Annotated in this window: 19 protein-coding genes; 11 read left to right on the top strand and 8 right to left on the bottom strand. The window is 70.8% G+C overall.

The window, feature by feature from the left end:
- Positions 1–2: 2 nt before the first annotated feature.
- Entirely contained in the window at positions 3–9,347 is a 9,345-nt protein-coding gene (locus QSK15_RS21775) for a Tc toxin subunit A-related protein (RefSeq protein WP_285796009.1), read from the bottom strand.
- A 279-nt stretch (positions 9,348–9,626) separates the two neighbouring features.
- A complete protein-coding gene (locus QSK15_RS21780) occupies positions 9,627–10,466 on the bottom strand; it encodes an NAD(P)H-binding protein (protein ID WP_285796010.1) in 840 nt (279 codons plus the stop codon).
- A 72-nt stretch (positions 10,467–10,538) separates the two neighbouring features.
- Between QSK15_RS21780 and QSK15_RS21785 the strand changes: the two genes are divergently transcribed.
- Both QSK15_RS21785 and zwf read left to right on the top strand, forming a co-directional pair.
- Complete coding sequence (locus QSK15_RS21785) at positions 10,539–11,477, top strand: AraC family transcriptional regulator (protein WP_285796011.1); 939 nt, start codon at positions 10,539–10,541, stop codon at positions 11,475–11,477.
- Between the two features lie 84 nt (positions 11,478–11,561).
- Positions 11,562–13,055, top strand: a complete 1,494-nt coding sequence (zwf, locus tag QSK15_RS21790) for a glucose-6-phosphate dehydrogenase (protein WP_285796012.1) — start codon at positions 11,562–11,564, stop codon at positions 13,053–13,055.
- 289 nt (positions 13,056–13,344) lie between these two features.
- Here zwf and QSK15_RS21795 read toward each other — a convergent pair whose 3' ends face one another.
- Complete coding sequence (locus QSK15_RS21795) at positions 13,345–13,470, bottom strand: hypothetical protein (RefSeq protein WP_285796013.1); 126 nt, start codon at positions 13,468–13,470, stop codon at positions 13,345–13,347.
- A gap of 78 nt (positions 13,471–13,548) precedes the next feature.
- Between QSK15_RS21795 and QSK15_RS21800 the strand changes: the two genes are divergently transcribed.
- The 4 genes from QSK15_RS21800 to QSK15_RS21815 all read left to right on the top strand — a co-directional run bounded on the left by QSK15_RS21800 (position 13,549) and on the right by QSK15_RS21815 (position 16,186).
- Positions 13,549–13,857, top strand: a complete 309-nt coding sequence (locus tag QSK15_RS21800; protein WP_285796014.1) for a GNAT family N-acetyltransferase — start codon at positions 13,549–13,551, stop codon at positions 13,855–13,857.
- Between the two features lie 39 nt (positions 13,858–13,896).
- Positions 13,897–14,196: a (4Fe-4S)-binding protein gene (locus QSK15_RS21805; RefSeq protein WP_285796015.1), complete on the top strand. Its 300-nt coding sequence runs from the start codon at positions 13,897–13,899 to the stop codon at positions 14,194–14,196.
- 82 nt (positions 14,197–14,278) lie between these two features.
- On the top strand, positions 14,279–14,680 hold the full coding sequence (locus tag QSK15_RS21810) for a DUF4260 domain-containing protein (protein ID WP_285796016.1): 402 nt from the start codon (positions 14,279–14,281) through the stop codon (positions 14,678–14,680).
- Positions 14,681–14,998: 318 nt separating this feature from the next.
- Entirely contained in the window at positions 14,999–16,186 is a 1,188-nt protein-coding gene (locus QSK15_RS21815) for a D-alanyl-D-alanine carboxypeptidase family protein (protein WP_285796017.1), read from the top strand.
- 25 nt (positions 16,187–16,211) lie between these two features.
- Here QSK15_RS21815 and QSK15_RS21820 read toward each other — a convergent pair whose 3' ends face one another.
- Positions 16,212–17,078, bottom strand: coding sequence for an NmrA family NAD(P)-binding protein (locus QSK15_RS21820; RefSeq protein WP_285796018.1), 867 nt, complete (start codon positions 17,076–17,078; stop codon positions 16,212–16,214).
- A 163-nt stretch (positions 17,079–17,241) separates the two neighbouring features.
- On the opposite strand from QSK15_RS21820, the gene QSK15_RS21825 reads away from it, so the two are divergent.
- A complete protein-coding gene (locus tag QSK15_RS21825) occupies positions 17,242–18,153 on the top strand; it encodes a helix-turn-helix domain-containing protein (RefSeq protein WP_285796019.1) in 912 nt (303 codons plus the stop codon).
- Positions 18,150–19,070: a serine hydrolase gene (locus tag QSK15_RS21830; RefSeq protein WP_285796020.1), complete on the top strand. Its 921-nt coding sequence runs from the start codon at positions 18,150–18,152 to the stop codon at positions 19,068–19,070. The genes QSK15_RS21825 and QSK15_RS21830 overlap by 4 nt, the downstream gene beginning before the upstream one ends.
- Here QSK15_RS21830 and QSK15_RS21835 read toward each other — a convergent pair.
- The 4 genes from QSK15_RS21835 to QSK15_RS21850 all read right to left on the bottom strand — a co-directional run bounded on the left by QSK15_RS21835 (position 19,067) and on the right by QSK15_RS21850 (position 22,982).
- On the bottom strand, positions 19,067–19,873 hold the full coding sequence (locus QSK15_RS21835) for a CPBP family intramembrane glutamic endopeptidase (protein ID WP_285796021.1): 807 nt from the start codon (positions 19,871–19,873) through the stop codon (positions 19,067–19,069). The genes QSK15_RS21830 and QSK15_RS21835 overlap by 4 nt on opposite strands.
- Before the next feature lie 326 nt (positions 19,874–20,199).
- Positions 20,200–21,108: a class A beta-lactamase gene (gene bla, locus QSK15_RS21840; RefSeq protein WP_502889642.1), complete on the bottom strand. Its 909-nt coding sequence runs from the start codon at positions 21,106–21,108 to the stop codon at positions 20,200–20,202.
- A gap of 132 nt (positions 21,109–21,240) precedes the next feature.
- Entirely contained in the window at positions 21,241–21,843 is a 603-nt protein-coding gene (locus QSK15_RS21845) for a response regulator transcription factor (protein ID WP_285796023.1), read from the bottom strand.
- Positions 21,840–22,982: a sensor histidine kinase gene (locus QSK15_RS21850; protein ID WP_285796024.1), complete on the bottom strand. Its 1,143-nt coding sequence runs from the start codon at positions 22,980–22,982 to the stop codon at positions 21,840–21,842. The genes QSK15_RS21845 and QSK15_RS21850 overlap by 4 nt, the downstream gene beginning before the upstream one ends.
- 108 nt (positions 22,983–23,090) lie before the next feature.
- On the opposite strand from QSK15_RS21850, the gene QSK15_RS21855 reads away from it, so the two are divergent.
- From QSK15_RS21855 to QSK15_RS21865, 3 genes are read left to right on the top strand one after another with little or no spacing between them, the layout of a single operon-like run.
- On the top strand, positions 23,091–23,972 hold the full coding sequence (locus QSK15_RS21855; RefSeq protein ID WP_210858091.1) for an ABC transporter ATP-binding protein: 882 nt from the start codon (positions 23,091–23,093) through the stop codon (positions 23,970–23,972).
- A 27-nt stretch (positions 23,973–23,999) separates the two neighbouring features.
- A complete protein-coding gene (locus QSK15_RS21860) occupies positions 24,000–24,719 on the top strand; it encodes an ABC transporter permease (RefSeq protein ID WP_210864585.1) in 720 nt (239 codons plus the stop codon).
- A complete protein-coding gene (locus QSK15_RS21865; RefSeq protein ID WP_285796025.1) occupies positions 24,716–25,396 on the top strand; it encodes a GOLPH3/VPS74 family protein in 681 nt (226 codons plus the stop codon). Before QSK15_RS21860 ends, QSK15_RS21865 begins: the two co-directional genes overlap by 4 nt.
- The last annotated feature ends 47 nt before the right edge of the window (positions 25,397–25,443 follow it).

Consider the following 25,443-nt stretch of genomic DNA (forward strand, 5'->3'; position numbering starts at 1 on the left):
CCTCAGCCGTCGAGCCGGTAGTGCAGCAGGAGGACCAGGTCGGTGAGGCCGTCCGGGTCGGCCGCCACCGTGACCGGGGTGCCGAGCACCAGCGGGTCGGACTGGCCCACACACTGGTGCAGGTCGGCGTCCCGGTTCAACGTCACCGGGTCACCGGCCACCGTGAGGTCGTACGTGCCGGGATCACCGTCCACCCGGGCGTACCAGGTCACCTGGTCAACCACCGGCTGGTGGTCGCGGGCCAGGTACGGCAGGTGTTCCGGGCCGATGGTCAGCTCGGTGCTCTGCTGCTGGGTGAGCTGCCACCATTCGTCCGGGAACTGGTGGCGCAGGCTGTAGGCCTGGTACAGGCCGGTGCGGCCGGCGTCGACCAGCATCTCGTTGAGCACCTCTCGCAGGGAGTCCTCGACCAGGCCGCGCAGTGTCGAGCCGCCGTCGCGGGCGGTGTACCGCAGGTGCAGGATGATGTCGCTGATGGTGTCGTAGTCGAACTGGCGGACCGCCGTCGGCAGTTCCAGCCGCCAGGTGCCGACCGCGCCCTTGCCCTCGAACGGCAGGTAGCGGTCGTCGGCGAAGTTCAGCTCGAACATGCCGCTGTCGCTGAGGCCGCTGCTGGTGGCGATCGACTCGATTCCGCCCACGTTGTACGCGAACCGGTCGTCGCCGGGCACCTCGGTGTACTTGTCCTTGGCGCTGGTGGCGCCCTGCCGGGCCGCGGTGCCGGTCCGGTACCGGTTGGCGATCAGGGAGAGCTTCGCGGTGACCGGGGTGTACGGGCCGGCCACGCACGGAATGGACAGACTGACCGTACGCAGCCGGCGGAAGTAGTGCCCCGGGTGGTCCAGGTCGAACAGCGCCTCCGGCACGTTGATCAGGCAACTGCCGGTGGCCCGCAGCTCGATCAACGCTGCCGGATCGAGCTGTGCCAGCGAGACGTGCCGGGTCAGCTCGCGCTCGCGGCTGTGCCGGTCAAGGTAGGCCACCTCCATCCGCTTCAGGTCGTGGCGCAGCGCGTCGGCAACGGTCAGCCCCTTGCGCAGGCTGTCCCAGTAGCCGGGTTGCAGGAACGTGGCCTCGCTGCCCAGCTCGTGCGCGAAGCACCGCTCGGCCTTCTTCGCCACGTCGAAGGCGAGCTGGTACGCCCCGAAGTAGACGGAGCTGGCCCGGCTCACCATCCACTGGTACAGCTCGGTGTTCGTGTACTTGCCGCGCAGGTACTCCTCGGTGGCCCGCGCGTTGTCGGCTTCCCGGTCGTGCGCCGCCAACTCGTCGGTGAGCATGGCCACGTGCAGCCGCCCGGTGAGGATCTGCTGGTCGAGCTGGGTCAGTTCCAGGCCGGCCAGCGCCGCCTGGTGTTCCCAGTCGTCCATCCGGCGGCGGTAGCCGCCCTGGTTGGCCGCCATCCCGGCAGCCTTGTCCAGGGCTCGGGCGATCGCCTCCAGGGTCATCACCGCCGAGTCGGCGGCGGCGCCGGCCTTGTCCCCGCCGATGGTGAGGGTCACGGTGGGTGAGCCTCCGAAGCCGGCGCCGCCGGTGGTGAAGTCAGGTATCAGCTTCAGCCCGCCGGACAGGATGTAGCCCACCGCGATCGCGGCCTCGCCGAGCAGCGACACCCCCGACAGCGCCGTGGCGGTGATCTCCCAGGCGTTCATGTACGGCCGGCCGGCGTAGTAGCGTTGCCGCTCCTCCACCACCTTGCGGCTCAGTTCCAGGGCCGCGACGTTGCCCTCGGCCTCCGCGATGGTGGCGACCTTGACCGCCCGTACCGCGTCGAGCAGGGCGATTTCCTGGCCGGCGCGCAGCCGGGCGAGCTGCTCGGCGTCGCGCTTCTCCATGGCCGCGAGCAGCCCGCCGCCCAGTTCGCCGACGTACCCGACGAGTTCGGTGGCCTTCTGGGCCAGCACCCGGAAGCGGTAGTTCGGCAGTGGTGCGCCGAGCCCGGCCAGGAACGACGAGACGGACATGCCGGCGGCGGCGGCCCGGACCAGTGCCCCCGGGTCGATCGGCGGTGAGAACAGGGCGAGCATGCTCTCCACCCCGTCGATGTTCTGGCAGTTGCGGATCTTGAACAGCCGATCGGCGATCAGATCCCACAGCCGGAGCATCTCCTCGTTGGGCGGGACGCAGAAGTACAGCGCCGAGTAGCTCAGCGGGCTGGGCAGTTCGGCCCCGCCGTGCGGCAGCAGGTCCAGGTCGGGGATCAGGTTCTCCAGGTCCAGCAGCGCGTTGCCGAACAGGTCCACAGAGGCCTGGAGCTGGTTGACGGTGGCCGGAGCCGGAGTGACCAGCGGCGGCACCACGCTCGGCTTCGGCCCGAGCAGTTTGTCGGCCAGGATGTAGAGCTGGGTGGCCTGGGTGACGGACTCCCTGGTGAACTGCCGGAACAACTGGTCACCCCAGTCGACCAGGTTCTTCAGGTAGCCGAGCACCACGGCGAGCTGGTAAGCGACCGGCCGGCTGCGGGCCACCACGTGCGGGTTGAACGGCTTGGCCCGCCACTGCTCGACAGCGAACTTCAGGTCGGTGATGCTGGCCCCCGACGGGTCCGCCGCGATCGCCGTGAGAATGTCGCCGATGCGCTGGCTGATCAGCTCGGGCGCCCCGGTCTGGAAGAACGGCTTGGTGACCCAGTACTTCTGTGGGGCCGTGGCGCCGTCGGCCGTGCCGACCGGGTTGAAGATGTGGTGGAACCAGTTGCGCGCCTCGGCGAAGCGCTGGTCCCGGTTGAGCCGCAACGCGATGTCGAACGGCAGGTGGTAGAACAGCTCCCAGTTGTAGCCCGCGTACGCGCCGTCCGCGGCGAAGTCCAGGTCCTCCACCGGGTACGGCGACACGACCACCGGCTGCGGCTGGTAGGTGGCGGCGAAGTCGAACCCCGTGTTGGTGAGCTGGGTGCTGCGGCTCAGCAACGCCGACACGCCCGAGCGGTAGACGGTGGCCCGGAGGAAACACAGCAGCGGGTGGTAGAAGTTCGCGAACTTCACCCCGTACGACAGGGTGTCGTAGACCTTGAACTCGGCGACCAGCCGGTGGTACTCGGCGTCCTCGGTCATCGCCTGTACGGCAGCGGCGAGGTCGTGCGCCGGGTCCTCGGCGTACCGGCGCAGGTATTCGGTGAGCAGCGCCAGCACGTCGCGGACGAACTGGTCCACGTCGCTGTACGTCTTCTCGATCCGGTCCGTCGGGTCCTCGGCGCGCCGGTCGTAGAAGCCCGGGATGATCACGTAACCGCGGTCGTAGTCGCCGTAGAAGTACGGCATCAGGGTGCCCAGTGGCAGCACCGGCCGGCGGTCGTGGATGCCCCGGGCGTTCTGCCACATCCCCAGCAGCATGATGATCCAGTCGAGCAACGACATCTGCATGGGGTACGTCACCCGGAACCGGCCGGGCGTCTGTGCCACCAACGTCTGGTACGCGCCCATCAGCGGAGTGCTGATCGCCAGGTCGTTCTGCGTCCGGGAAACCAGCTCGGTGAACCGTTCGGCCAGCAGCTTGGTGTCCTTGAACACCGGCGACAGCAGCAGGCTGCCGGAACCGCCGCCCGGCATCGGCTCCGGATAGCCCCGGCAGCCGGTCAGCGCGAACGAGCCGACGAACTCGACACCGGTGAGCACGCTGATCGCCTGACCGGCCGCCCCGGCCGCGTACGCGAAGCAGGTGAACTCGTTCGCTCCGGGCAGGTCCTCCTGGTAGCCGCTGGCGGGGTAGTACAGCGCGTCCTTGGAGATCTTCTTCGGCTGCCAGCGGTCCTGCGCCCGCTCACCGATGGCCAGCTGGATCCGCCACCGCCGGCGCGGCCGCTCCGTCTCCGTGCCACCCGGCGGGATGCCGTCCGGGTCCGGGACCTGGGAGGTCTGCGCCGTGTCCGTCTCCTCGGTGAAGACCGGCCAGGCCAGTGTGAGCCGGCTGTTGCGGTCGAAGGCGAGCAGGTGGTCGCCCGCGATGTCCAGCGGCACCCGCCGCCACGGTGTCCAGTACCGCTCCCGCTCGAACTGCCGGTGGTAGTACACCGCCGGGTCGCCGCCCCGGGTGCGGGCGAACACGTGCATGAGATGCCTGTCGTGCTGGTAGTAGCAGGCCATGACGTCCAGGTGCGCCAGGTCGTCCAGCTTCTCCAGGTACGCGATGGTGGCGTTCTCCACCGCCAGGTCGGTCAGCTCGTCCTGTTGCAACTGGTCGTCCAGCTCGCTGAACAACTCCGACTTGTCGTCGCGCAGCTCCGGCTGGATCCAGTTCTCCGGGTACAGGAAGATCTTCCGGTTGGCCTCCCACACCCGGTAGTTGGCCATCCAGTCCCACTGCTCCCAGCCCGGGTCCTCGGTGACCGCCGCGACGCTGTCCGGTTCCAGTCCCAACAGGCAGCGCTGCACGAACAACTGCACTGTGGCGTGCGCCTGCACGATGCGGGACGTCGCCATGCAGGCGCCCATCTCGACGTCGATGAGGACGTTGTCGTACAGGTCGTTGGTGTCGCGCAGCGCGGGGTTCTCGGCCAGCAGGTACGCGACCAGCGCATCGCGCTTGGCCACCCGCAGCCGGTCCTGCACGCCCTGGAGCACCCCGAGCCACTCGGTCTCGGCGTACCGTGCCTTCAGGGCCTGCCGCATGGTGGCCACGTCCGCCGCCGTGGTGACCGGCTGGCCCAGCGGCACCGCCGCCGCCACCGGCAGGCTCAGCCGGCGCAGCAGGGTGAGCGCCTCGGCCAACCGCTGGACCGTCACCGGCGACCGGTACGGGGTGAGGTTCGCCGCCGACAGTTCGAGGTGGGTGTCCAGGTCGGCCAGCGCGGTGACGTCCCAACCACCGAGCTGCGCCAGATGGGTGTGGACCTGCGCGGCGGTGGTGCCGGCCGCCAGGACCAGGTCGAACAGCCCGTACACCGTCCACGGCGCGGCCGCGTCCAGCGGGTTCGCCACCGGCGGGTAGGTGCGGGCCAGTTCGACCCCGGCGGCCAACCGGATCCAGTCGGCCAACGGGGCCGGTGGCCGGCCGGTCTGGTAGGGCACCTGGTCCGGGGCCAGCCAGCCGAGCGACGCGGCGTTCGTCAGCAGCCAGCCGAGGTCCGCGTCGGGCACCGTCAGGTGGTCGACGAGCCGGCTCAGCACGTGCAGCAGGCGCAGTGCCCGGTACTGCTCGTCGAACCCGGCCGGGGTGACCGCGGGCGGTGCCGGCGGCTCGTTCACCAGGTCCACCAGCGCGTCGTCGGTGAGTACCGCGAGCAGCGGCCGGGTCAGCTCCGCGCCTGCCAGCACCGTGGCGGCGGCGTCCGTCGAGAATCCGAAGGTGTCGGCCACCGCTGTCGTCGCCAGCTCCTGCTTGGTACGGGTGTACGCGTAGCTGGACAGCGCCGTGGTGATGGCCAGCAGCAGCGTGGTCTGCTGGGCCTCGGTGGGGTTCGCCACGATCGCTGCCGTTATCGGTGTGGTGTCCGCCAGGGCGGCGAGCTTCGCGTCGACGAACTGCGCCGGGGTGACCGCCGCATCGGTCCAACTGCCGTCCACGATGGAGACGAAGCCGGCCAGGTCCGCCTCGGTCATTGCGGGCACGGTGGCCAGCAGGGCCCGCATCCCCGGCAGGTTCTCCTCGGGCGGCGCCGCCGGGTCGACAGCGGGCCGGGTGCTCGCGTACGCGCTCTGGTAGGCGGCCTGCAAACCGGTGAGCATCGCCGTCAACGTCTCGTCCGGCAGGTCCCGCACGGCCAGGTCGTCGGCTTCGTGCCGGAGCAGGTAGCGCAGGTCCGCCGGGCGGATGCCGGTCCCGGCCCGGGCGGCGTCGAACCGCTCGACGAAGGTCAGCGCGGTGGCCGGTGCGGTGAGCGGATCCGACCCGATCAGATCCTTCATGATCAGGTACTCGGCGGCGGTGAGCCCGAGCGCCCGGGCCAGCAGCGTGCCGGCGTACACCGTGTGCAGGCCGGCGTTGCTGACGATCGCCGGGGCCGGCAGGTCGGCCACCAGCAGCGCGGTGTCCGCCGTCGTGGCACCCAGACAGGTCGCCAGGTACGCCTCGTGCGCCGACAGCAGAGCACCCGAGCCGGGTGTGGTCAGCTCCGCCTGCTCGTTGGCGAGCACGGTGGCCGGCTCGAACGCCGCGAGGACCGGGCCGTTCGCCGCGTTGCGGAACACCTCGGCGTACCGCGCCTCGTCCAACGGTGCGAACAGGTCGACCACCACGGGCAACGGCAGCCCGAGCCGCGCCGCCAGCCGGTGCAGCGCCGCCACCGTGACCAGGAAGTCGTCGTCCAGGGCACCACCGCCCAGCGCGTCGGCCCGGATCGCCCGGTCCAGCAACTGCGGCGTCCAGCCGGCGCAGGCCGGTGCGCGCAGCAGGCGCAGGAACCGGTGGATCCGGTCCAGGCGCGCGTCGGTGAGCTGCTGGATCCGCTTCGCGCTGAGATCGGACCCGGTGTCCAGGTGCTTGACGAACATGACGTTGCCGGGATTGACCCAGGGCAACGCCAGCAGTTCGGTCAGCTCCCGATAGTCCAGGCGCGCCCGGCCGAGGAAATTGTCCACCCGGGCGATGCCGCCCAGAGCGCCGAGCGGCGCGGTGTTCCAGATGTCGTCCTGCGCACCCGGGTCGGCATTCACCACCAGGTTCCGCTGCGCTTCGCTGATCCCCAGTTCCTCGGCCGCGATGGCCTCGTCGCTCGGGCCGCTCGGCCGCCGCAGCGCCCGCATCAGGTCGGCCCGGGGGATCTCGAACTGGGCGAAGTAGCTGCGGATCTCCTCGTGCGCCAGGTCGAACGGCAGGGCGAACGCGTACCGGCTGCCCGCCAGCACGGTGTAGGCGGCACCGTTCACGTACTGCGGCGCGGCCGCCAACTCCGCCGCGGTGCCGGAGCTCTGGCGCAGTCGGCGCACCAACCACCCACCGGACCCGTCCGGGCTCGCCTTGGCCACCACGTCGGTGTCCCGTACCACGCGGGCCCCGGCCAGGTCCGGCTCGTACACCAGGGTTCGGTCGGTGAATGGCCAACCCTGGTCCTGCAACAGGCTCAGCAGCCCGGCCGACGGCGCCTCCACCGGATCGACGCCGCCGCTCAGCGGGCCGCCGAACGCCACGCCGGGGTCCGGCGCCACCGCCTCCTCCAGCAGCTCACACACCAGGTCCAGGTAGGGCAGCGGAAGGTCGGTGTTCGCACAGCTCAGATCCAGGTCACCGAGGTCCGGTCGGCGGCCGTACAACACATCCCGGGCGACCTTGGTGGCCGGACCCGGCGTGTCGGCGTCGGTGACCAGCCGGTTACCGAGGAACTGAAGGACGTCCACCAGGTACGCGGCGGCGCTGTGCACACTGCGGCACGGTTCGCAGTAGCTGGAGTCGGCGAGTTGGAACAGGCTGGCCAGGTTGGGAAAGTCCGCGCTGACCGGGGTGAGGTCCGGGGCCGCCGAACCGCCCAACGCCTGGACCGGCAGCGCCCGCGCCGCGCTCTGGAGCTCGCCGGCCAGCAGCCCGCTCGCCACGTGCACGTCCACCGCCCGGCGATACACCGACCGGGCCTGCTCGTCGGTGAACCGGCCGGTGTCCACGGCGGTGGCCACGAACCGGGTCTCGCCGAGGGCGTGGATCCGGGCCGCCGACGGCACGTCGGCCGCCAGCAACGCCGTCGTCTGCCGGTAGGTCGGCGCCAGCTTGAAGATCCGCTGCGCCGCCTTGAGCGCCGGTCGCCCGGTGCGCAGCCGCTCCGGGTGGTCGCGCAGCAGCCGCTCCACGTTGCCGGTCGCGAGGTCGAAATCCGGGTTCGCGGTGAGCAGTTCGAGCACCGCGTCCCGGTGCCCACCGAAGGCGCGCTCAGCCAAGGTGGCCCGCTCGTCGCTGCCGTCGGCCCGCCCGCCTGCGGCGTCGGCTGCCGGCCCGGCGTCGGCCGCGGTCCCGACCGTGGCGCCCGCATCGCGTTCGAGCTGCGCGGTGAAGGCCGTGGTGGGATAGCGCCGCTCCAGCTTGCGGGCCAGCGCGCCGGCGTGCAGGTCGATCAGCTCCGGCCGGACCGGCTGACCGGCGACCCGGACATCAGTGGTGCTGTCCCCCAACACCCGGCGCCAGTCCGCCGGGGCCAGCCGGGCCAGCCGGCGTACGTCGGCCGCCCGCTCGATCCCCTCGCGGTGGCGGACCCGGTCGACGATCGCCTCGTCGTAGCCCAGCACGTCGGCCAGCACGCTCGCCGCGCCAGCCGCCTCGGCGGCCGACCGGTCGGGAAACGCCGCCGCGTCGGCCAGCCGGGCGATCAGCCCGGGCAGGTCACCGGCGGCGTCGGCGGCGAGAAGACTCTGCACCCGCTCGTGCGCCCCGTCGACGAGGAACCGCTCCACCCGCGCGTACAACACCTTCGGCCGTTCCTGCGCGACGTACTCCTCGGCCTCCGACCGCACCCGGGCCAGCATCTCGAGGATCCGGTCCAGCTCGCCGAGCAGGTCCTTGGGAACGTACCGATGGCGCACGGCGTCGGCGACGGCGTTGCGGACGGTGTCCTCGTCGAGCAGGGCGATGTCGTAGTACAGCGGCCGCAGCTCGGTGTTCAGATCGACGTCGAACCGGGCCAGCGCGGCGCCGGTACGACTCGTGGTCAGCAGCGTCCGCTCAGCGAGCAGCGCGTAACCGAACATCGCCGGCAGCTTGTACGACGCGGCCAGCTTCTGCGCCACACCGAAGTGCGCCAGCGCCGTCGCGGGCAGCCCGGTCTCGGCGGCCAGGAACGTCACGTCCTCGGCCTCGTCGTCCTGCCGCAGCTCGGACAACGGCACCTCGCCGAGCAACGGGACGATCGTGGCGAGGATCCGCTCGTACTCACTGCGTTCCCGCTCCCCGCCCCCGGACAGGTCCACCGTGAGCACGGCCAGCTCGGGGGCGTTGAACAGCACCGCGCTCAACGGCGGGTCGGACAGGAGACGATCGCCGGCGGACACCCGGACGAACAGGTCGGCGGACTGCTTCTCGGAGCGGGTGAACTGGTCGCGCGAATAGTCGACGCGATACAGCCCGTCGTCCCCGGTGCTCGCCTCGCCGAGTTGCTCGGCGTGCCGCAGGTCCCGGTCGAACGCGCCGACCGTCAGCGCGCTCGCCGGCCGCCCGTCGGCCCAACACACCCGGCCCACCACCACGAACCGGGACGGCGGCTCGGCCAGCACCATCTGCACCGCGTCCCGGGTCGCCCCGTCCACAGTGCCGGTCACCGGCAGCTTGTGCGCCCGTTGGAGTTCGGCGACTCCGCGGCGGGTGGTCGGCCCGTACCGGGCGTCGACGAGTTCGTCGGTGGCGATGTCGACGGGCATCCGCAGCAGCGCGGTGTGCAGCCGCCGGACGTCATCGCTGGGGCGGTGCCGCCGCGAGCCCAACGGGCTGGTCATGAGCATCTCCGATCGTCCAGCAGCCGGCGACGGCGGCTGACTGACGCCGGTGCGACCGGGGGCTACCCGGCATCTTGCGGATCAGAGCAGCTCAGGAGCATCGCACTGTCCGAGATCCGCCTTCCCGTCTGGATGAACGGCGGCTGGCACTGCCGGTACGGCCGGTGGCGGCGACGGGCTTGGCGCTCCGCCGGGTGACCGCGATCGGCACGGCGCCGAGATGGTTGGCGTTCCGGGCCGCAGCCCGCACCAGGGTCAAGGCCCCGCGCACTCCCCGCCTTACGCCCTGTTCCAGGCACCGGCGGCGGCTGCCTCCTTGGCGTAGTCGACGAAGTCGCGCGGTGGACGGCCCAGGGCACGCTGCACCCCGTCGGCAATGTGGGCGTTGCGACCGTCGAGGACGGCCGTGAACAGGTACGCCAGCAACTCGACGACCTTCACCGGCACGCCCTCGGCGGTCAACGCCCCTGTGTAGTCCTCGATAGAGACCGGAACGAAGTCGATGCGCCGGCCGGTGGCCCCGGCAATCTCGGCGACCGCGTCGGCGAAGGTGAGCAGCCGCGGACCGGTCAACTCGTAGAGCTGCCCCGCGTGTCCGCCCTCGATCAGTGCCGCCACGGCCACGTCGGCGATGTCCTCGGCGTCCACGAACGGCTCGGGCACGGTCGAGACCGGGAGAGCCACCTCGCCGCCCACGACCGGCTCCCGCAGGTAGTCCTCGCTGAAGTTCTGGTTGAACCAACTCGACCGCAGGATCGTCCACTCGACGCCGGCGGATCGGATCAGCTTCTCGGCGGTCTGCGCCTCGTCCTCACCCCGGCCCGACAGCAGCACCAGCCGGGAGACCCCGGAGGCCACCGCGAGATCGGCGAACGCACCGACCGTCTCCGGCGCACCAGGTACGGCGAGATCTGGGTGGAAGGATACGTACACGGCGCCGACATCGTGGAGCACCGGCGCCCAAGTCGTCCGGTCCGTCCAATCGAAGGGCTGCTCGGCGGCCCGGGAACCGACCCGGACCAACACTCCCCTGCCCCGCAGCCGCTCTACGACGCGGCGCCCGGTTTTGCCCGTGCCGCCTAGGACCAAGACCGCCTTCTGCTCTCGCTTGTTTGTCATACGAACCATTGAAGTGCGAATCGGTGAGACTACACATAGCCAAGACGCGCACTGTCATGTTCAATCGTCTACGTGGATGCTGTCTCCGGTCTGCTCGACGGACCCCGGGCGCAGGGCGCGTTCCTGCTCCGCTCGGTCCTGATGCCACCCTGGTCGATCGCCATCAGGGATAAGGCACCGCTCGCCCTGCTGGCCAACGTCCGGGGCGATGCCTGGATCGTTCCCGAAGACGGCGCTCCCGTACGGCTCGGCCTCGGAGACGTGGCGATCATGCGCGGCCCCGGCCCGTACACCGTCGCCGACAACCCGGCCACGGCACCGCAGGTGATCATCCATGAGGGTCAACGGTGCACCACTCCGGACGGCCAGGAACTGTTCGAGATGACCCAACTGGGCGTACGGACGTGGGGCAACGGGTTGGACGGCTCGACGATCCTGCTCACCGGCACGTACACGACGCACGGCGTCGTTGGTCAGCGACTGCTGGGCGCGCTGCCGCCGCTGGTGGTCGTCCGGCGCGAATCCTGGGACACTCCGCTGGTACCGCTCCTGGCCACCGAGATCGTCAAAAACGACCCCGGTCAGGAAGCCGTGCTCGACCGCCTTCTCGACCTACTACTGATCGCCACGCTGCGTGAATGGTTCGCCCGACCGGGGGCCAAGGCCCCTGCTTGGTATCGAGCACACAGCGACCCCGTGGTCGGCCGGGCCCTGCAACTGCTGCACAACAACCCCGCGAAACCCTGGACCGTGGCATCACTGGCTGCCCAGAGCGGGGTTTCCCGGGCCGCGCTGGCCCGCCGGTTCACCGCGCTGGTCGGCGAACCACCCATGACATACCTCACCGAATGGCGGCTGGCCCTCGCCGCCGACCTGCTGCGCGAACGGGACGCCACCGTCGGTGCGGTCGCCCACCAGGTCGGCTACGGCAGCTCTTTCGCCCTGAGCACCGCCTTCAAGCGCCGCCGTGGCGTGAGCCCGCGGCAGCACCGGCAGGATGCCCGCGGGTAGCCCCTACCCGTAGCCGCACAATCCCTGGCATGACAACACGGCACCCCCCAACCCCCACCCCTTGTGCCCGGAGGAACGCAGACCATGGAACACGCATCTCAGCTCATCCAGGAGCGGACTGCCCCGCCGGCCACGCTGGTGATCTTCGGTGCCTCCGGTGACCTGACCCGGCGTAAGCTGCTGCCCGCAGTGGAGAGCCTGGCTCGCCACGAGCGCCTCCCGGACCAGTTCGCGCTGGTCGGCGTCGCGCGCACGTCGATGACCGACGAGCAGTTCGCCGAGAGCGCCCTCGGCGACCGCACCCTCGCCAGCAGGCACCAACTCCAGGGCGGCGTGCGGTACGTGGCCGGCGGCTACGACGACCCGGAGACCTACAAGCGGCTCGTGGAGACCCTCGACGAGCTCGACGCACAGCGGGGCACGTCCGGCAACCGCCTCTTCTACCTGTCCACCCCGGCCGGGGCCTTCGAGCCGGTGATCAACGGACTGGCCGGTGTCGGGCTCAACCAGCCGCGCGAAGGATCCTTCTCCCGCCTGGTCATCGAGAAGCCGTACGGGCGCGACCTGGTCACGGCCCGCGAGCTAGACGGTGTCGTGCACAGCGCGTTCGACGAGCACCAGGTCTTTCGTATCGATCACTATCTGGGCAAGGACACCGTCCAGAACGTGCTGGCGCTGCGCTTCGCGAACTCGATCTTCCAGCCCATCTGGGATCGCTCCTGGGTCGACCACGTGCAGATCACGGTCGCCGAGACCCTCGGCGTCGGCAGCCGCGGCGGTTTCTACGAGGACGCCGGCGCGATGCGGGACATCGTGCAGAACCACGTGCTCCAGGTTCTCGCGCTGGCACTCATGGAACCACCGGCCTCATTCGAGGCTGAGGGCCTGCGCAACGAGAAGGTGAAGCTGCTGCAGGCGATCCGGCTCCCTACCGACCGGGACATCGCCGAGGCCGCGGTCCGGGGACAGTACACCCGGGGCGGCACCCGCGAGGAGCTGATGGCCGGCTACCGCGAGGAGGCCGGCGTCGACCCCCTGTCGCGGACCGAGACCTACGCCGCCATGCGGCTCAACGTGGACAACTGGCGCTGGGCCGGAGTGCCGTTCTACGTACGCACCGGCAAGCGCCTGCCGGCCCGGCTCACCGAGGTGGCACTGCAGTTCCAACGGCCGCCGCACCTGCCGATCCCCACCGACCAGCTCACCGGCCTCGACGCTGACGCACTGATCCTGCGGATCCAGCCGAACGAGGGCATCTCGCTGCGCTTCGGCGCCAAAGTGCCCGGCCATTCCTTCCGGGTCCGCACCGCCACGATGGAGTTCTCCTACGACCAGACGTTCGTCGAGGAGTCCCCGGAGGCGTACGAGCGTCTGCTCCTGGACGCGCTGATCGGTGACGCGTCGCTGTTCATCCGCAGCGACGAGGTGCAGCAGTGCTGGCGGATCGTCGACCCGATCATCGACAACTGGAAGCAGGACAACTCGCCGATCCCCACCTACGAGGCCGCTTCCTGGGGCCCGACCGACGCCGACCGGCTCATCGGCCGACACGGCCGCAAGTGGCGCAACTCCGCGTGACCCTGCCACAACGAGAAGGACCGCGCTGCTGAGCCGATCACTGGGTCTCAGCGTCGACGCGTAGCGCGGTCCTCCCAGTGAGCCGGTCATCGATGGCCGGCCGTCCTGGGCGGGCAGTGACTCTGTGCCCGAGCCCATCACCTGTCGGCGTCAGTGCGCTCTGCGGCGAGGCCAGCGCTGGGCCGCCGAGGCGCCTAGCCGGCAGACCACGCATGCCGCAGCCGGCGGCCCCGCGGCGGCATTGCCGATCCGGTAGTGGCACCGTGTCACCACCGCATGTGACGCGGTGTCACTGGTCGCGGCCGACTGCTGCCGCACACTGGGTGGTGACCGCGGGATCGCCGCGTTTCAGCGAGACGACGCGGAGATGATGGAGCCCGCACAGCTTGGCGACGTCCAGCGGCGCGTTGTCCACCAAGTCCTGATAACGGGTCGGCCCACTAGACCGAACCACCGTGGCGTGAGATCCACGCTGAAGACACCTGGAGGGCACATGGCAGTAAGAGTGAGTGACGTCCCCGAGGCCAAGCGATACGAGGCCCGCGTCGACGGAGAGTCCACGGTCGCCGGCGTCGCGCAGTACATCCGTACCACGGAACTCGTCGCGTTCGTACACACCGAGGTCTCGCCGGAGTACGAGGGAAGGGGAGTCGGTGCGGCACTGGCCCGCACCGCCCTCGACGAGGCGCGCGCCGCGCACCTGCTGGTCCTGGCCACCTGCCCATTCATCGCGGGGTGGATCGCCAGGCACCCCGAGTACCAGGACCTGGTGTACCAGGCCCACAGCAGGGTCAGTGACTGAACGGCCGGGCATGGCGACGACGCGACGAAGGAGGCTGTTGTGAGCGGCGGAACCAACAAGAAGGCGTACCAGGGCCGGAAGATCACCGTCACGTTCGAGGCGGGGCGTTGCCGGCACGCCGCCGAGTGCGTTCGCGGCTTGCCGGAGGTCTTCGACACGAGCCAGCGTCCGTGGATTCGGCCCGACGGTGCCGAGGCCGAGATCCTGGCCGAAGTGGTGGGGCGCTGCCCCTCAGGAGCACTGCAGTACGAACTCGTGGACGGCGGGGCCGAGACCCGGACCGGCCCGGGCGGATCGCGCGCAACCCCGTCGTCCGGCAACAGAGCACGAGGGTCGTGACCGTCGGTCTATCCTCTGCCCGAGGTCAGGCCAGCGACGGGAAGACAACCGCCAGTGTCCCTGACCGACATCGAGGTGGGAGATGCCGTACCTGAGTCCGATCACAGCGCAGCGCGTCGAGGGCCTCGTCGTCGCGGCTCTCGCCGTCGTCGTGACCGTCACCGCCGGGTACCCGTGGTGGTCGCTGCTTGCCCTCTTCCTCGTCTTCGACCTGTCCATGCTCGGCTACCTGCGCGGGCCACGCCTCGGGGCCTTCTGCTACAACCTGGCACACTCCTACACGCTGCCGGCGGCCCTGGGCGCGGTAGCCGTGGCCGCGGCCGGGTTCGGCGACCAGATCGCTTGGCTCGGAGTTCTGGCCCTTGCCTGGGTGTTCCACATCGGCGTCGATCGCGGCCTCGGCTACGGCCTCAAGACGGCCGAAGGATTCGAGCACACCCACCTCGGCGTGATCGGCAAGGCGCGAGGGCCTGGCCCGCGTTGACGGACCTCCAGGACCAGGGTCCCGCACTGCCTGCTCAAGGGCTTTCCGTCGGTTGGTCAACGCCTGCGCCGTACTGGCGAAGCCATTCTGCTATTGCCCTGATGAAACGAACAGGCTGGTGATGTCTGTTCACATCCGTTTCGGCGTTATGAGCGAAACATCGCCAACACGCCCGTCCACTGGGCATCGGAGCCGCGCGAAACGGCACAGGGCGATAGAAGCAGTGCCGTCCGGGCCAAGGCCGGAATTGTCGCCCTCCCGGGACCACTTTCTGCAACCGGGCCATGCCCGCATCATTGGCGATTACGGTCCTTTGACGTGACCATCATTTGCATTGTCGCGGTGGCGCTCAGTCTGACCACGCCCGCCGTGGTGCCCGCGTCACCGGCGCAACTGGCCGCGCCGTACGTGCCCTGCCCGGCAGTGAAGCCGCCGGTTGCCCCACCGCCCGCACCGTCTCCGCCGCCGGTCGGTCCCGCCGACCTGGCCGTGGGCGGTGAGTCGCTGGCCACGGCCGGACTGTCCATTCCGGCCGGTGCGCCGAGGGCCCCGGCGGTGACCGCCACCTCGTGGCTGGTGGCCGACCTCGACAGCGGCGCGGTGCTGGGTGGGTGCGGACCGCACGAACGCCGCACGCCGGCCAGCGTGCAGAAGATGTTGCTCGCCGCGGCCCTGATGCCTCACCTCGATCCCGCGCGGGTGGTCGAGGTGACCCGGGCGGATCTGAGCGATCTCGATCCGGCCAGTTCGGTGATGGGGGTGGTGCCGGGCGGTCGGTACTCGATCAAGAGCCTGTGGCTGGGGCTTCTCCTGAAATCGGGAAACGACGCCGCCAACGTGCTGGCCCGTGTCGGCGGGGGCACCACCGGCCGGCAGGGCGGCGTGCAGGCGATGAACGACGAGGCCCACCGGTTGGGCGCGAACCAGACCCACGCGGCGACACCGTCCGGCCTGGATGGTCCCGGCCAGTACACCAGCGCTTACGACCTGGCGTTGATCGCGCGGGCCACCTACGCCCGCGCGGACTTCCGGCGGTACATCGCCACCCGGGTGGCAGAGATACCGGCCGGGCCGGGACGGCCCGGTCTCTCCCTCACCCATGACAACACGCTGCTGGACCGCTATCCGGGGACGCTCGGCGGAAAGACGGGCTTCACCGACCTGGCCCGGCAGACGTACGTGGGGGTGGCCGAGCGCAACGGACGACGGCTCGCCGTGACCCTGCTCGGCGCGGAGACCGCACCGCTGGGCAGCCTGGGCGAGGCGGCGGCGCTGCTGGACTGGGGCTTCGCGCTCTCCCCCGATGTGTCGGTCGGCCGCCTGGTCGGCCCGGACGAGAAGAAGCCTGACCATCCGGTGTCCCAGGTGAAGGCCGATCAGCACGATCCGGCTCGGGCCGGACGGTCGATGTCGTGGATGGCCATCCTCGGCCCCGGCGCCGGCGGTGTCCTGGCCGTCCTGCTCCTGGCGGGTCCCGCGCGACGAAGGGCGGCACGGCGGCGCTGATCCGTACGTGGGCAGGAACGTGGTTTCAGGAGCGGAAGGCGTCGCGGAGAAAGGTCTGAAGCGTACGCGCCGGACGTCCGGTGACGTGCGCGACGGTGTCGGTCACGTCGGCGAAGCCGCCGGCGCGGACACGCTCGAACGTCAGCGCGGAGAGGTCTCGTTCGAGACCCTCGGAGCCGGCAACGGCCTCGTCGATCGTCACGTCCCGATGGGCCACGGGACGTCCCACCGCGGCGGAGAGCAACTCTGCGGTACGCGGCAACGACAGGGCCTCCGGACCGGATATCTGGTACGTCTGACCGGCGTGCCCGGGATCGAGCAGAGCCCGTTCGGCGACGGCCGCGATGTCCCGTGCGTCGATCCAGGCCACCAGAGCGTCGCCGCTGGGAAACGGCAGTTCGCCGGCACCGGTGATCTGGTCCCGGTAGAAGCGCGCGTCGGTGAAGACCTGCATGAACCAGCCCGGGCGCAGGATTGTCGAGGGACGCCCGCTGTCGCGGACCGCGCGCTCGACGCGTGGCGCCCAGCCGGCGGGCCCCGGCTGGTCAGCGCCTGGATGGCCACCGTCCTTGTCGGACAGCAGGACGACTCTGGTCCGGGGCGCCATCTCGGCCAGCAGCGCGCCGATGAGTTCCGGCGCGTCCGCGCGGTCCGGCCGGACCACGTACACCGCGTCGACACCGTCAGTCGCCGCCGCCCAACCGGACGGTTCGTCCCACGAGAAGGCGGTGGGTTGGACGCCGTTGAGGCCGGGACCGGACGGATCCCGGGTGCCCCCGCGCACCTCGACGCCCTGCCGTGCCACGAGCAGTTCCGCCAGCGGTGCGCCCGTCTTGCCGCGTACCCCGGTCACCAGCACCCGGATCGCGGCAGCCGACGTTGATGTCCGCATCCTGCGACCTCCTCCCGGTTCGGCGCCTGCTGGATCGTATCGCCGCCCCGGGCGCCCGCGGGCGGTGCGGGGTCAGTCCTGCGTCGCCTTCGGGCCGCCGACGAACGATGCCCGTCATGATCCCTGCCGCCTTGTCCATGCGTTCCGGGTATAGGTTCGGTGGATGGACATCGTCGCCGCGTGTCGGGCCTTCGTCGCCGTCAGCGGCCACGGCAGCTTCACCTCCGGTGCCACCGCAGCGGGAATCCCCCAGTCGGTGGCCAGTCGCCGCATCGCCGCCCTGGAGGAGCACTTCGGGTCGCGGCTGTTCGACCGGACCTCCCGCGCGGTCCGCCTGACCCCGTTCGGGCAGGACATGCTGCCGACAGCGCGACGCCTGGTCGACCTCGCCGACGCCATGGCCGACGACGCCGAGCGGGCCCGGTTGCGGCCGCTACGGGTCGCCGTACCCGAAATCTGCCCGCCGCACCGCCTCGCCGCCCTGGTGGCCGCGGCCCGACGGCAGCGGATCCACCTGGAGGTACGGCCGGCCGGTCCGCAGGAGCGCGCACGGCTCTGCCAGACCCTTGAGGTCGGTACCGGGATCGTGGCGGTTCCGGAGGCGACGGCGCTCTGGCGGGTACCGCTCGGGCTGGCCGCCCGGACTCCCTTCCCGGCACCGACGGTGTTCCTGGAGACGCTGCGCACCGGCCGAGCCCGTACGCAGGCCCGCCGCCGGATCCTGATCCAGCCCGAGGACGACGTCGCGCACCTGCGGGATCCGCTGACCCGCGCCGGCCAGTCGGCCGGTCTGGCACCGGCCCAGGTGTCGATCGCGCCGTCCCTGGTCGACGCTGCGGCGGCGGCCCTCGGCTCCCCCGATCTGCTGCTGTGCTCCCGTCAGCAGGCCGACGACTTCGGGCTGCACTGGTGCCCCCTCGCCGGCCTGCGGCTCGTACGGGGTTACGGCGTCGCCGCCGGGGCACGCGAGGACCTCGACCAGCTCCGCACCGACCTGTACCCGGACATCGCACGATGCCTGGGCGCGGCCGGTGACGGCGCGACCGGTGGCCTGCCGGGAGGGACTGCGCCATGAGCGCCACCGCCGTCGTCCGCAACGCGCGTGACCTGCTCGACGAGGCGGGACTGCGCGGTGCCTTCCTCGTCCGCGACCTCGACACCGGCCAGGAGATCGGCTTCGACGCCGACACCCCGTACCCGACGGCGTCGCTGGTCAAGGTGCCGCTGGCGGTCGCCGTTCTGGAGCGGGTCGGGCGCGGGGAACTCGACGCGGCGACACCGGTCGACGTCGCGCCCGGTCGGATCACCACGCCAGGCCCGACCGGGCTCAGTCGCTTCCGCCATCCCGCGCGGGTCGCCGTGGACGACCTGCTCTACCTGAGCACCGCCGTCAGCGACGGGGTCGCCGCCGACGCCCTGTTCGACCTCGTCCCGCCGGCTGCGGTCAGCGCCGAGCTGCGGCGACTAGGGATCGAGGGCATCGCCGTGCGGCACCGGGTCGGCGACCTCGCCGAGACGCCGGCGGAACGATTCGGCCCCGACGAGGTGCACCTGGCGCATTCCCTCGCCATCGGCGCGGCGACCCCCGGGCAGGGCCATCCCGTCGCCCAGCTCGACGTCACCCGCGCCAACGCCGGGTCGGCACGGGCCTTCGTCGACCTGCTGCACGCCCTCTGGCGCCCCTCGACGATCCACGAGAACACCGCCGCCCGCGTACGCGCTCTGCTGGCGGACAACCTGCACCGGCAGCGACTCGCCCCCGACTTCACCTCTGACGCGTCCCGCTGGTCGTCGAAGACCGGCACCCTGCTGCACCTGCGCCACGAGATAGGTGTGGTGGACCATGCCGACGGGCAGTCGTACGCAGTCGCCGCGCTCACCGCCTCCCGGGTGCCCGCCGTCGCACAGCCCGGCAGCGAGGCGACGATGGCCCAGGTCGCCCGGAGTTTGCACGATCACCTGCGGACGGGCACCCTGCCCTGGTGGGGTTAGGCCCGGGCTCGCCGCTCGCGCAGCCAGACCAGCACCACCATGGCGATGTTGACGGCGCCGAGGAGCAGCAGGGCCGCGTCACCGGAGTCGGTGGACCTGTCGATCGCGTAGGGCTCGCCGTCCGCCATCACCGTGTTGACGATCCCGAACAGGACGTTGTTGGCGATGTGGAAGGCAACCGGCGCCTCGATGCCGCGACTGATGACGGCCATCAGGCCGGTGCTGATGCCGATGAACGTGTAGTAGCCGGCCAGCCAGGGGTCGGTCGACCCGTGCACCGCCGCGAAGCCCAGGCCGGAGACGACGAGCCCGACTCCCAGGGCGGGGCGCACCGGGCGCACCCAGGACGCGGCGGCGGGTAGCACGGCGCTGCGGAACATCAACTCCTCGCCGGCGGACTGCACCGGCGTACTCAGCACGGTGACCACCAGCACGCCGATCGTCGTGCCGGTGACACCGAAGGCGGTCCAGCCCGGGGAGTCGGGCGCGACCAGCGCCACGACACCGATCCCGGCACCCACCAGCAACGCCGCTCCGATCAGGTACTGCGTCAGGCGGCGGGCGTCGAAGGCTCGGGGAAAGCTGATCAGGCTCCGCCACGGCACCTTGGCGATCCACACCAGAAGCAGGACCGCCAGGACGCCCGCCGCGCCGATGCTGATGTTGATGGCCAACAACTTCAACGGCGTGAGCGTGGCCGACATCGGGTCGTCGCTGCCCTCGATGACGCCCACGACCTGGTAGAGCAGCACCTGAAGAAGCAGCATCACCAGCGGCGGCACCACGATGACCACGAGCGGCATCCACCAGCTCATGCGCAGGTGGGCGCCGAAGGGCCGGGACCTGTCGACGGCCGGCCCGGACTGCTCCGACGTCAGGAGACGCGAGCTTCTCGCGGCAGAGGGGCCTGGGCGTTCCGCCCCCACCCAGGGTCCGTCGGATCGTGGCACGCTCATCGGGACATTCCTTTCGAAGATGACGTCCCATTGCAGCGCGGACCCCACCGGTCGTGCAGTGCCAGCGTGTCACCACCTCACCGTGACATTTCGAGGCGCGTCCCGGCCGCTTCACCTCGATCCATCTGATGCCGCCGACCGGTGGTGCCGCCCCTCGCGGGGCTGGCACACCGTCACAACGTGGCGATCACGACCTCGGCCGCCTGGGCGATCAGGGCGTCGTCGTAGTCGGCATCCTTCTGGTCGCGGCTGGACAGCACCGCGAGGACGATCGGCGCGCGGTTCGGAGGCCAGATCACCGCGATGTCGTTGCGGGTGCCGTAGCCGCCGGCACCGGTCTTGTCCCCCACGACCCAGCCGTCGGGCACACCGGCGCGGATCAGCTCGCCGCCGGTGGTGTTGCCCCTCAACCAACCGTTGAGCACGTCGCGGTCCGCCGGTTCGAGGGCGTCCCCCACGGCGTACGCCCGCAGATCCTCGGCCAGCGCCGCCGCGGTGCTGGTGTCCCGCCGATCACCCGGCCTCGCCTCGTTGAGTTCGGTCTCGTAGCGCGCCGGATCGGTGACCGTGTCCCCCACCTCGCGCAGTTCCTTCTCGAACGTCTGCGGTCCGCCGAGCTGGCGCAACAGCAGGTTGCCGGCGGTGTTGTCGCTGTACCGCACGGCCGCGTCGGCGATCGCGCGCAGCGTCATGCCCTCGCTGACGTGCTGTTCCGTGATCGGCGAGTAGGTCACCAGGTCGTCCGCCGAGTACCGCACCACCCGGTCCAGCTCGCTGTCGGTGGTCTCGTCGAGGACCTCGGCGGCGGCCAACGCCTTGAACGTCGACGCGTACGCGAACCGCTCGTCGGCCCGGTACCGCACCGTGCGACCGGTGCCGGTGTCGATCGCGTAGACCCCCAGCCGTGCGCCGAACCTCTTCTCCAGTTGCCGGAACTCGGGGCTCGGATCGGCGGCGGTGGACGCGGTGGCCGTCGCCGTGGGGTCGCCGGCCGGTTGCTCGGCGGCATCGGTGGGGCCGCAAGCGGCGAGAGACACCACTGCCGCCGCGGCCACCAGACGGTGTGTCGCACGAATCATGATCGCTCCTTGTCGGTGCCGTGGGTCCGACGCGGGCGCACCGGTCGGACAGGACTCGACAGTGGCAGGGATCCGGCATCCGGTCGAAGACGGAAACGGCGGTGTCCATGCTGATCCGACATGGTCACCCGCTGGTCACAGCCAGTCGTGTTCGCGGGCGTAGCGGGCCGCTTCGTGGCGGGTCCGGGTCTGGGTCTTGCGCATCGCGTTGGAGAGGTAGTTGCGGACGGTGCCCGGGGCGAGGTGGAGCCGGGCGGCGATGTCGGCGACCGAGTAGCCCTCGCCGGTGACCCGCAGGACGTCGGCCTCACGGTCGGTGAGGGGGTTGTCCTCGGTGACGGCAAGCGCGGACACGTCCGGGTCGATCCAGCGTTTGCCCGCGTGCAGGGTGGCGATGACGGAGGAGATGTGCGCCGGCTCGGCGGATTTGCTCACGAAGCCCTGGACGCCGAGCTTCAGCGCCTTGCGCAGCACGCCGGGGCGCGCGTGCCGGGTCAGCATCAGGACGACCTGCTCCGGGCGCGTACGGCGGATCTCGGCGACCGCGCCGAGACCGTCCACGCCCGGCATCTCCAGGTCGATGACCAGCACGTCGGGCTCGTGCCGCAGGGTGGCCTCGACCGCCGTCGCGCCGTCGGGCGCCTCGGCGAGAACGGTGACGTCGCCCTCCATCGGCAGCAGCGCGGCCAAAGCGGTGCGCAGTAGCGCCTCGTCGTCGGCGAGCACGATTGTGGTCATCGGCCGTCACCCCGTTCCGTGTCAGCACGTGCGGCGGGGAACGTCGCCGCTGTCCGGAAGGTCCCCTGCTGTTGTTGCACGGTCAGCTCACCTCCGTCACCCGCCACCCGTTGCCGCAGCGCCGCCAGTCCCCGCAGCTCCGGGGGCGCGGTGCCGGTCACCCCGTCGTTGACGATGGTGATGCCCGACTCGGAGAGGGTGATCTGCACCTGGCTGGCCTGCGCGTGCCGCAGGATGTTCGTGGTCGTCTCCCGCAGCACCTGGCCGAGCAGTTCGCTGGCGCGGGCCTCGACCTCGGCCTCCCGGGTCACCCGGACCCGGATGCCGGCGGCCTCGAACAGGTTCTTCGCGTTCTCGATCTCCGCGGTGAGGTTGAGCCGTCGTTGTGCGTAGGCGAGTTCCTTGGTCTGCGCGATGGTGTCGCTGACCAGCGCGTACGTCTCCCGCAGCTCCTGCTCCACCCGGGCGGTGTCCCGGAGCAGCAGTCGCTGGGCCAGGGCGATCTTCAGCTTGACCACGTGCAGGGTGTGGCCCTGGATGTCGTGCAGGTCGCTGGCGAATCGCACGCGCTCCCGGACCACGGCCAGCTCCGCCGCACGTTCCCGGGTCTGTTCGAGCTCCCGGATGAGGTCGAAGAACCGTTCACCCACGATGGTGAAGACCGTCACGACGATGGTCAGGACGGTCGGGATGAGAACGTAGGTGACCAGGACGTGGCCGATGTCGTCCCGCTGCACCAGCAACCGCGCCGCGCCGACCGCCGCGACATAGCTGAAAAGCCCGGCCAGCACCAGCTTCCGGTGCCGTCGCACCTCGCGCATGGCGAGGGAGCCCACCGCGCAGAACCCCCAGTAGGCGTTGGGGCTGCCGCTGACCAGAACTCCCAGTGGCCACACCACCGCGGCCACGACCAGGCAGGGCAGCGCGACCCGGGCGAGGTCGTTGGCCGTCCACCGTTCGAAGGCCACCAGGGCCGCCGCGGCCCCCGGCGCGAGGATGATCAGGTGCCACCAGGTACGCGTGTCGGTGTAGACCAGGACCACCGCGGCGAACACCACCGGCGGCAGTGACGTGGCGAGATTGAGCCGGCGCAGCCTTCCCTGCGTCGACTCGGTGAAGCGCGGTGAGCTGGCGGTCACCAGTCCAGTATCGGGCAGCCGGACGCCACGACCAGTGACACCACGTCACATGCGGTGATGACACGGCGCCACTGACGGGACGGCCCCGCCCGCGCTGTCATTGGGTGCATGTCCACCACACCCGTCATCGAAGTCGAACGGCTGAACCTCACCTACGGTGACTTCCACGCCGTGAAGGATCTTTCCTTCGAGGTACGACCCGGAGAGCTCTACGCACTGCTGGGCACCAACGGAGCCGGGAAGACCTCGACCCTGGAAGTCGTCGAGGGTCACCGGAGGCCAACCTCGGGCACGGTACGCGTGTTCGGGCACCGCCCCGACGACCGGCAGGCGACACGTCCCCGAATGGGCGTCATGCTCCAGGAGAGCGGTTTCTCCCCGGACCTCACCGTCCGTGAGTCGGTCGGCCTGATCGGCCGGCTCACCCGGCGCACCGACGACGTCGACCGGGTGATCGACCTGGTCGACCTCACCGGCCGGGCCGGACGCAAGGTCTCGCAGCTGTCCGGCGGGGAGAAGCGGCGGCTGGACTTCGCCACCGCGGTCTACGGCACCCCGGAGCTGATCTTCCTGGACGAGCCGACCACCGGCCTCGACATTCAGTCCCGCGACGCCGTCTGGGCGACGGTGGACCGGCTCCGGGAGAACGGCTCGACCATCGTGCTCACCACGCACTACCTGGAGGAGGCGCAACAGCGCGCCGACCGGATCGGGCTCATGCACCAGGGTGTCCTCCATCGCGAGGGCACCGTCTCCGAACTGACCCGGACCCTCCCGGGCGTGATCCGCTTCTCCCTCGCCACACCGGTGCCGCCGCTACCGCTGCAGGCCGACGTGGACGCCGACGGGAAGGTCACCGTCGAGTCCTTCGAGCTGCAGAAGGACCTGCACCTGCTGCTCGGCTGGGCGCAGGCCCACGCCGTGGAACTGCGCGACCTGGCGGCCGGGCCGACCCGGCTCGACGACGTCTTCCGCGCCATCAGCAACTGATCCGCGCATCCCGAAGGAGCCTCACCCGTGTTGTCCATCGCGTCCAGCGAACTGATTCAGATCTTCCGCAACCGACTGATCCTGATCACCAGCCTCATCATCCCGGTCGCGGTCAGCGCGTTCTTCGTGCGTCAGCACGAGACGTACGCCGCCCTCGGAAGCCTCGGCTACATCGCCGCGATCGTCACGTTCACCGTCGCCGCGTTCGGCCTCTACGCCACGGCCGTCACCACCCTGGCCTCCCGGCGGCAGAACCTCTTCCTCAAGCGGCTGCGCTCCACCGCCGAGAGCGACCCCGGCATCCTCGCCGGCCTACTGCTGCCCGTACTCGTCATCGCGGCGGTGCAGGTGGCCGCGATCCTCACCGCCCTGGCCGTGGTCGCCGGAGGACCGTCGAACGTCGCCCTGCTGGTGGTGGCGATCCTCGCGACCCTGGCCATGCTGATCGGCCTGGCGCTGGCCACGGCCGGGCTGACGAACTCCCCCGAACACGCCCAGGTCACCACCCTCCCCGTTACCCTCGGGGTGATCGCCGTGACCACCTGGGTGGGTATCTCCGGCACCGAGAACCTCGCCTGGCTCAAGCGGCTGCTGCCCGGCGGCGCGGCCACCGAACTCATCATGAACGCCTGGAACGGCGGCGTCGCCGTCACCGACTCCCTGCTCCTGCTCGCGCCCACGCTCGGCTGGGTCGTCATCGCCGTCAACCTCGCCACCCGCCTCTTCCGCTGGGAGCCCCGACGATGACCACCGCACCCCTCTCGCACACCCCGACCCTCGTCGAAGACCTCCTCCTGCTCCTGTTCCAACCCAGGTCCGGGACCATCGCCGGCGAGAACACCCTCTTCTACGTCCTCGGCGGAGCCGTCCTCGCCGACCTCGCCCTCGGCGAGCACCTGACCACGACGGACCGGGGGCGGGTCAGCGGCGTGCCGGGGCACCCACCGTCGGACAGCCTCCTCCGCCCGGCCTACGACTACCTCGCCGAGAAACCCCGAGGGGTGCAGACGGCACTGGCCGCGATCGGTCCCGTCCTGCGCGAGCCGGTCCTGCACCGGCTCGTCGCGCGCGGCGACATCGACCAGGTGCCCCGCAAGGTGCTCGGCCTGTTCCGGACGACGGCCCTGCGCGACGGCCGGACCGAACGACGGGCCCGCCTGCTCGCCGAGGTTCGGCAGGTTCTCGTGGACGGTGCGCAGCCGCAGGCCCGGGTCGCCGCGCTCACGGCGCTGCTCTCGGCGAGCGGGACGCTCCCGCAGTTCCACCGCGAGATCCCGTGGACCTCGCCGGTGATCAGCCGAGCCAAGGAACTCGAACAGGGCGACTGGGGCGCCGACGCCGCTGCGGCAGCCGTGACCCGCACCGTGACGGCCACCGTCGTCAACAGCGCCATCGTGGCCATCTCCGTCCTTCCGCGAAGCTAGCCCGACCGCGTCGTCAAACCCCGACCTGGTCGACGGCTCCGGGCGGA

Origin of the sequence: Micromonospora sp. NBRC 107095 (assembly GCF_030269705.1) — a bacterium.
In the GTDB taxonomy this organism is placed as follows: domain Bacteria; phylum Actinomycetota; class Actinomycetes; order Mycobacteriales; family Micromonosporaceae; genus Micromonospora; species Micromonospora parva.

What these genes read in the sequence shown, in the direction of transcription:
- QSK15_RS21855 (WP_210858091.1), top strand. Translation starts at nt 23,091, where the DNA reads ATGTCCACCACACCCGTCATCGAAGTCGAACGGCTGAACCTCACCTAC.
- zwf (WP_285796012.1), top strand. Translation starts at nt 11,562, where the DNA reads ATGGAACACGCATCTCAGCTCATCCAGGAGCGGACTGCCCCGCCGGCC.
- QSK15_RS21810 (WP_285796016.1), top strand. Translation starts at nt 14,279, where the DNA reads ATGCCGTACCTGAGTCCGATCACAGCGCAGCGCGTCGAGGGCCTCGTC.
- QSK15_RS21775 (WP_285796009.1), bottom strand. Translation starts at nt 9,347, where the DNA reads ATGACCAGCCCGTTGGGCTCGCGGCGGCACCGCCCCAGCGATGACGTC.
- QSK15_RS21830 (WP_285796020.1), top strand. Translation starts at nt 18,150, where the DNA reads ATGAGCGCCACCGCCGTCGTCCGCAACGCGCGTGACCTGCTCGACGAG.
- QSK15_RS21800 (WP_285796014.1), top strand. Translation starts at nt 13,549, where the DNA reads ATGGCAGTAAGAGTGAGTGACGTCCCCGAGGCCAAGCGATACGAGGCC.
- QSK15_RS21845 (WP_285796023.1), bottom strand. Translation starts at nt 21,843, where the DNA reads ATGACCACAATCGTGCTCGCCGACGACGAGGCGCTACTGCGCACCGCT.
- QSK15_RS21835 (WP_285796021.1), bottom strand. Translation starts at nt 19,873, where the DNA reads ATGCCGCTCGTGGTCATCGTGGTGCCGCCGCTGGTGATGCTGCTTCTT.
- QSK15_RS21825 (WP_285796019.1), top strand. Translation starts at nt 17,242, where the DNA reads ATGGACATCGTCGCCGCGTGTCGGGCCTTCGTCGCCGTCAGCGGCCAC.
- QSK15_RS21780 (WP_285796010.1), bottom strand. Translation starts at nt 10,466, where the DNA reads ATGACAAACAAGCGAGAGCAGAAGGCGGTCTTGGTCCTAGGCGGCACG.
- QSK15_RS21820 (WP_285796018.1), bottom strand. Translation starts at nt 17,078, where the DNA reads ATGCGGACATCAACGTCGGCTGCCGCGATCCGGGTGCTGGTGACCGGG.
- QSK15_RS21865 (WP_285796025.1), top strand. Translation starts at nt 24,716, where the DNA reads ATGACCACCGCACCCCTCTCGCACACCCCGACCCTCGTCGAAGACCTC.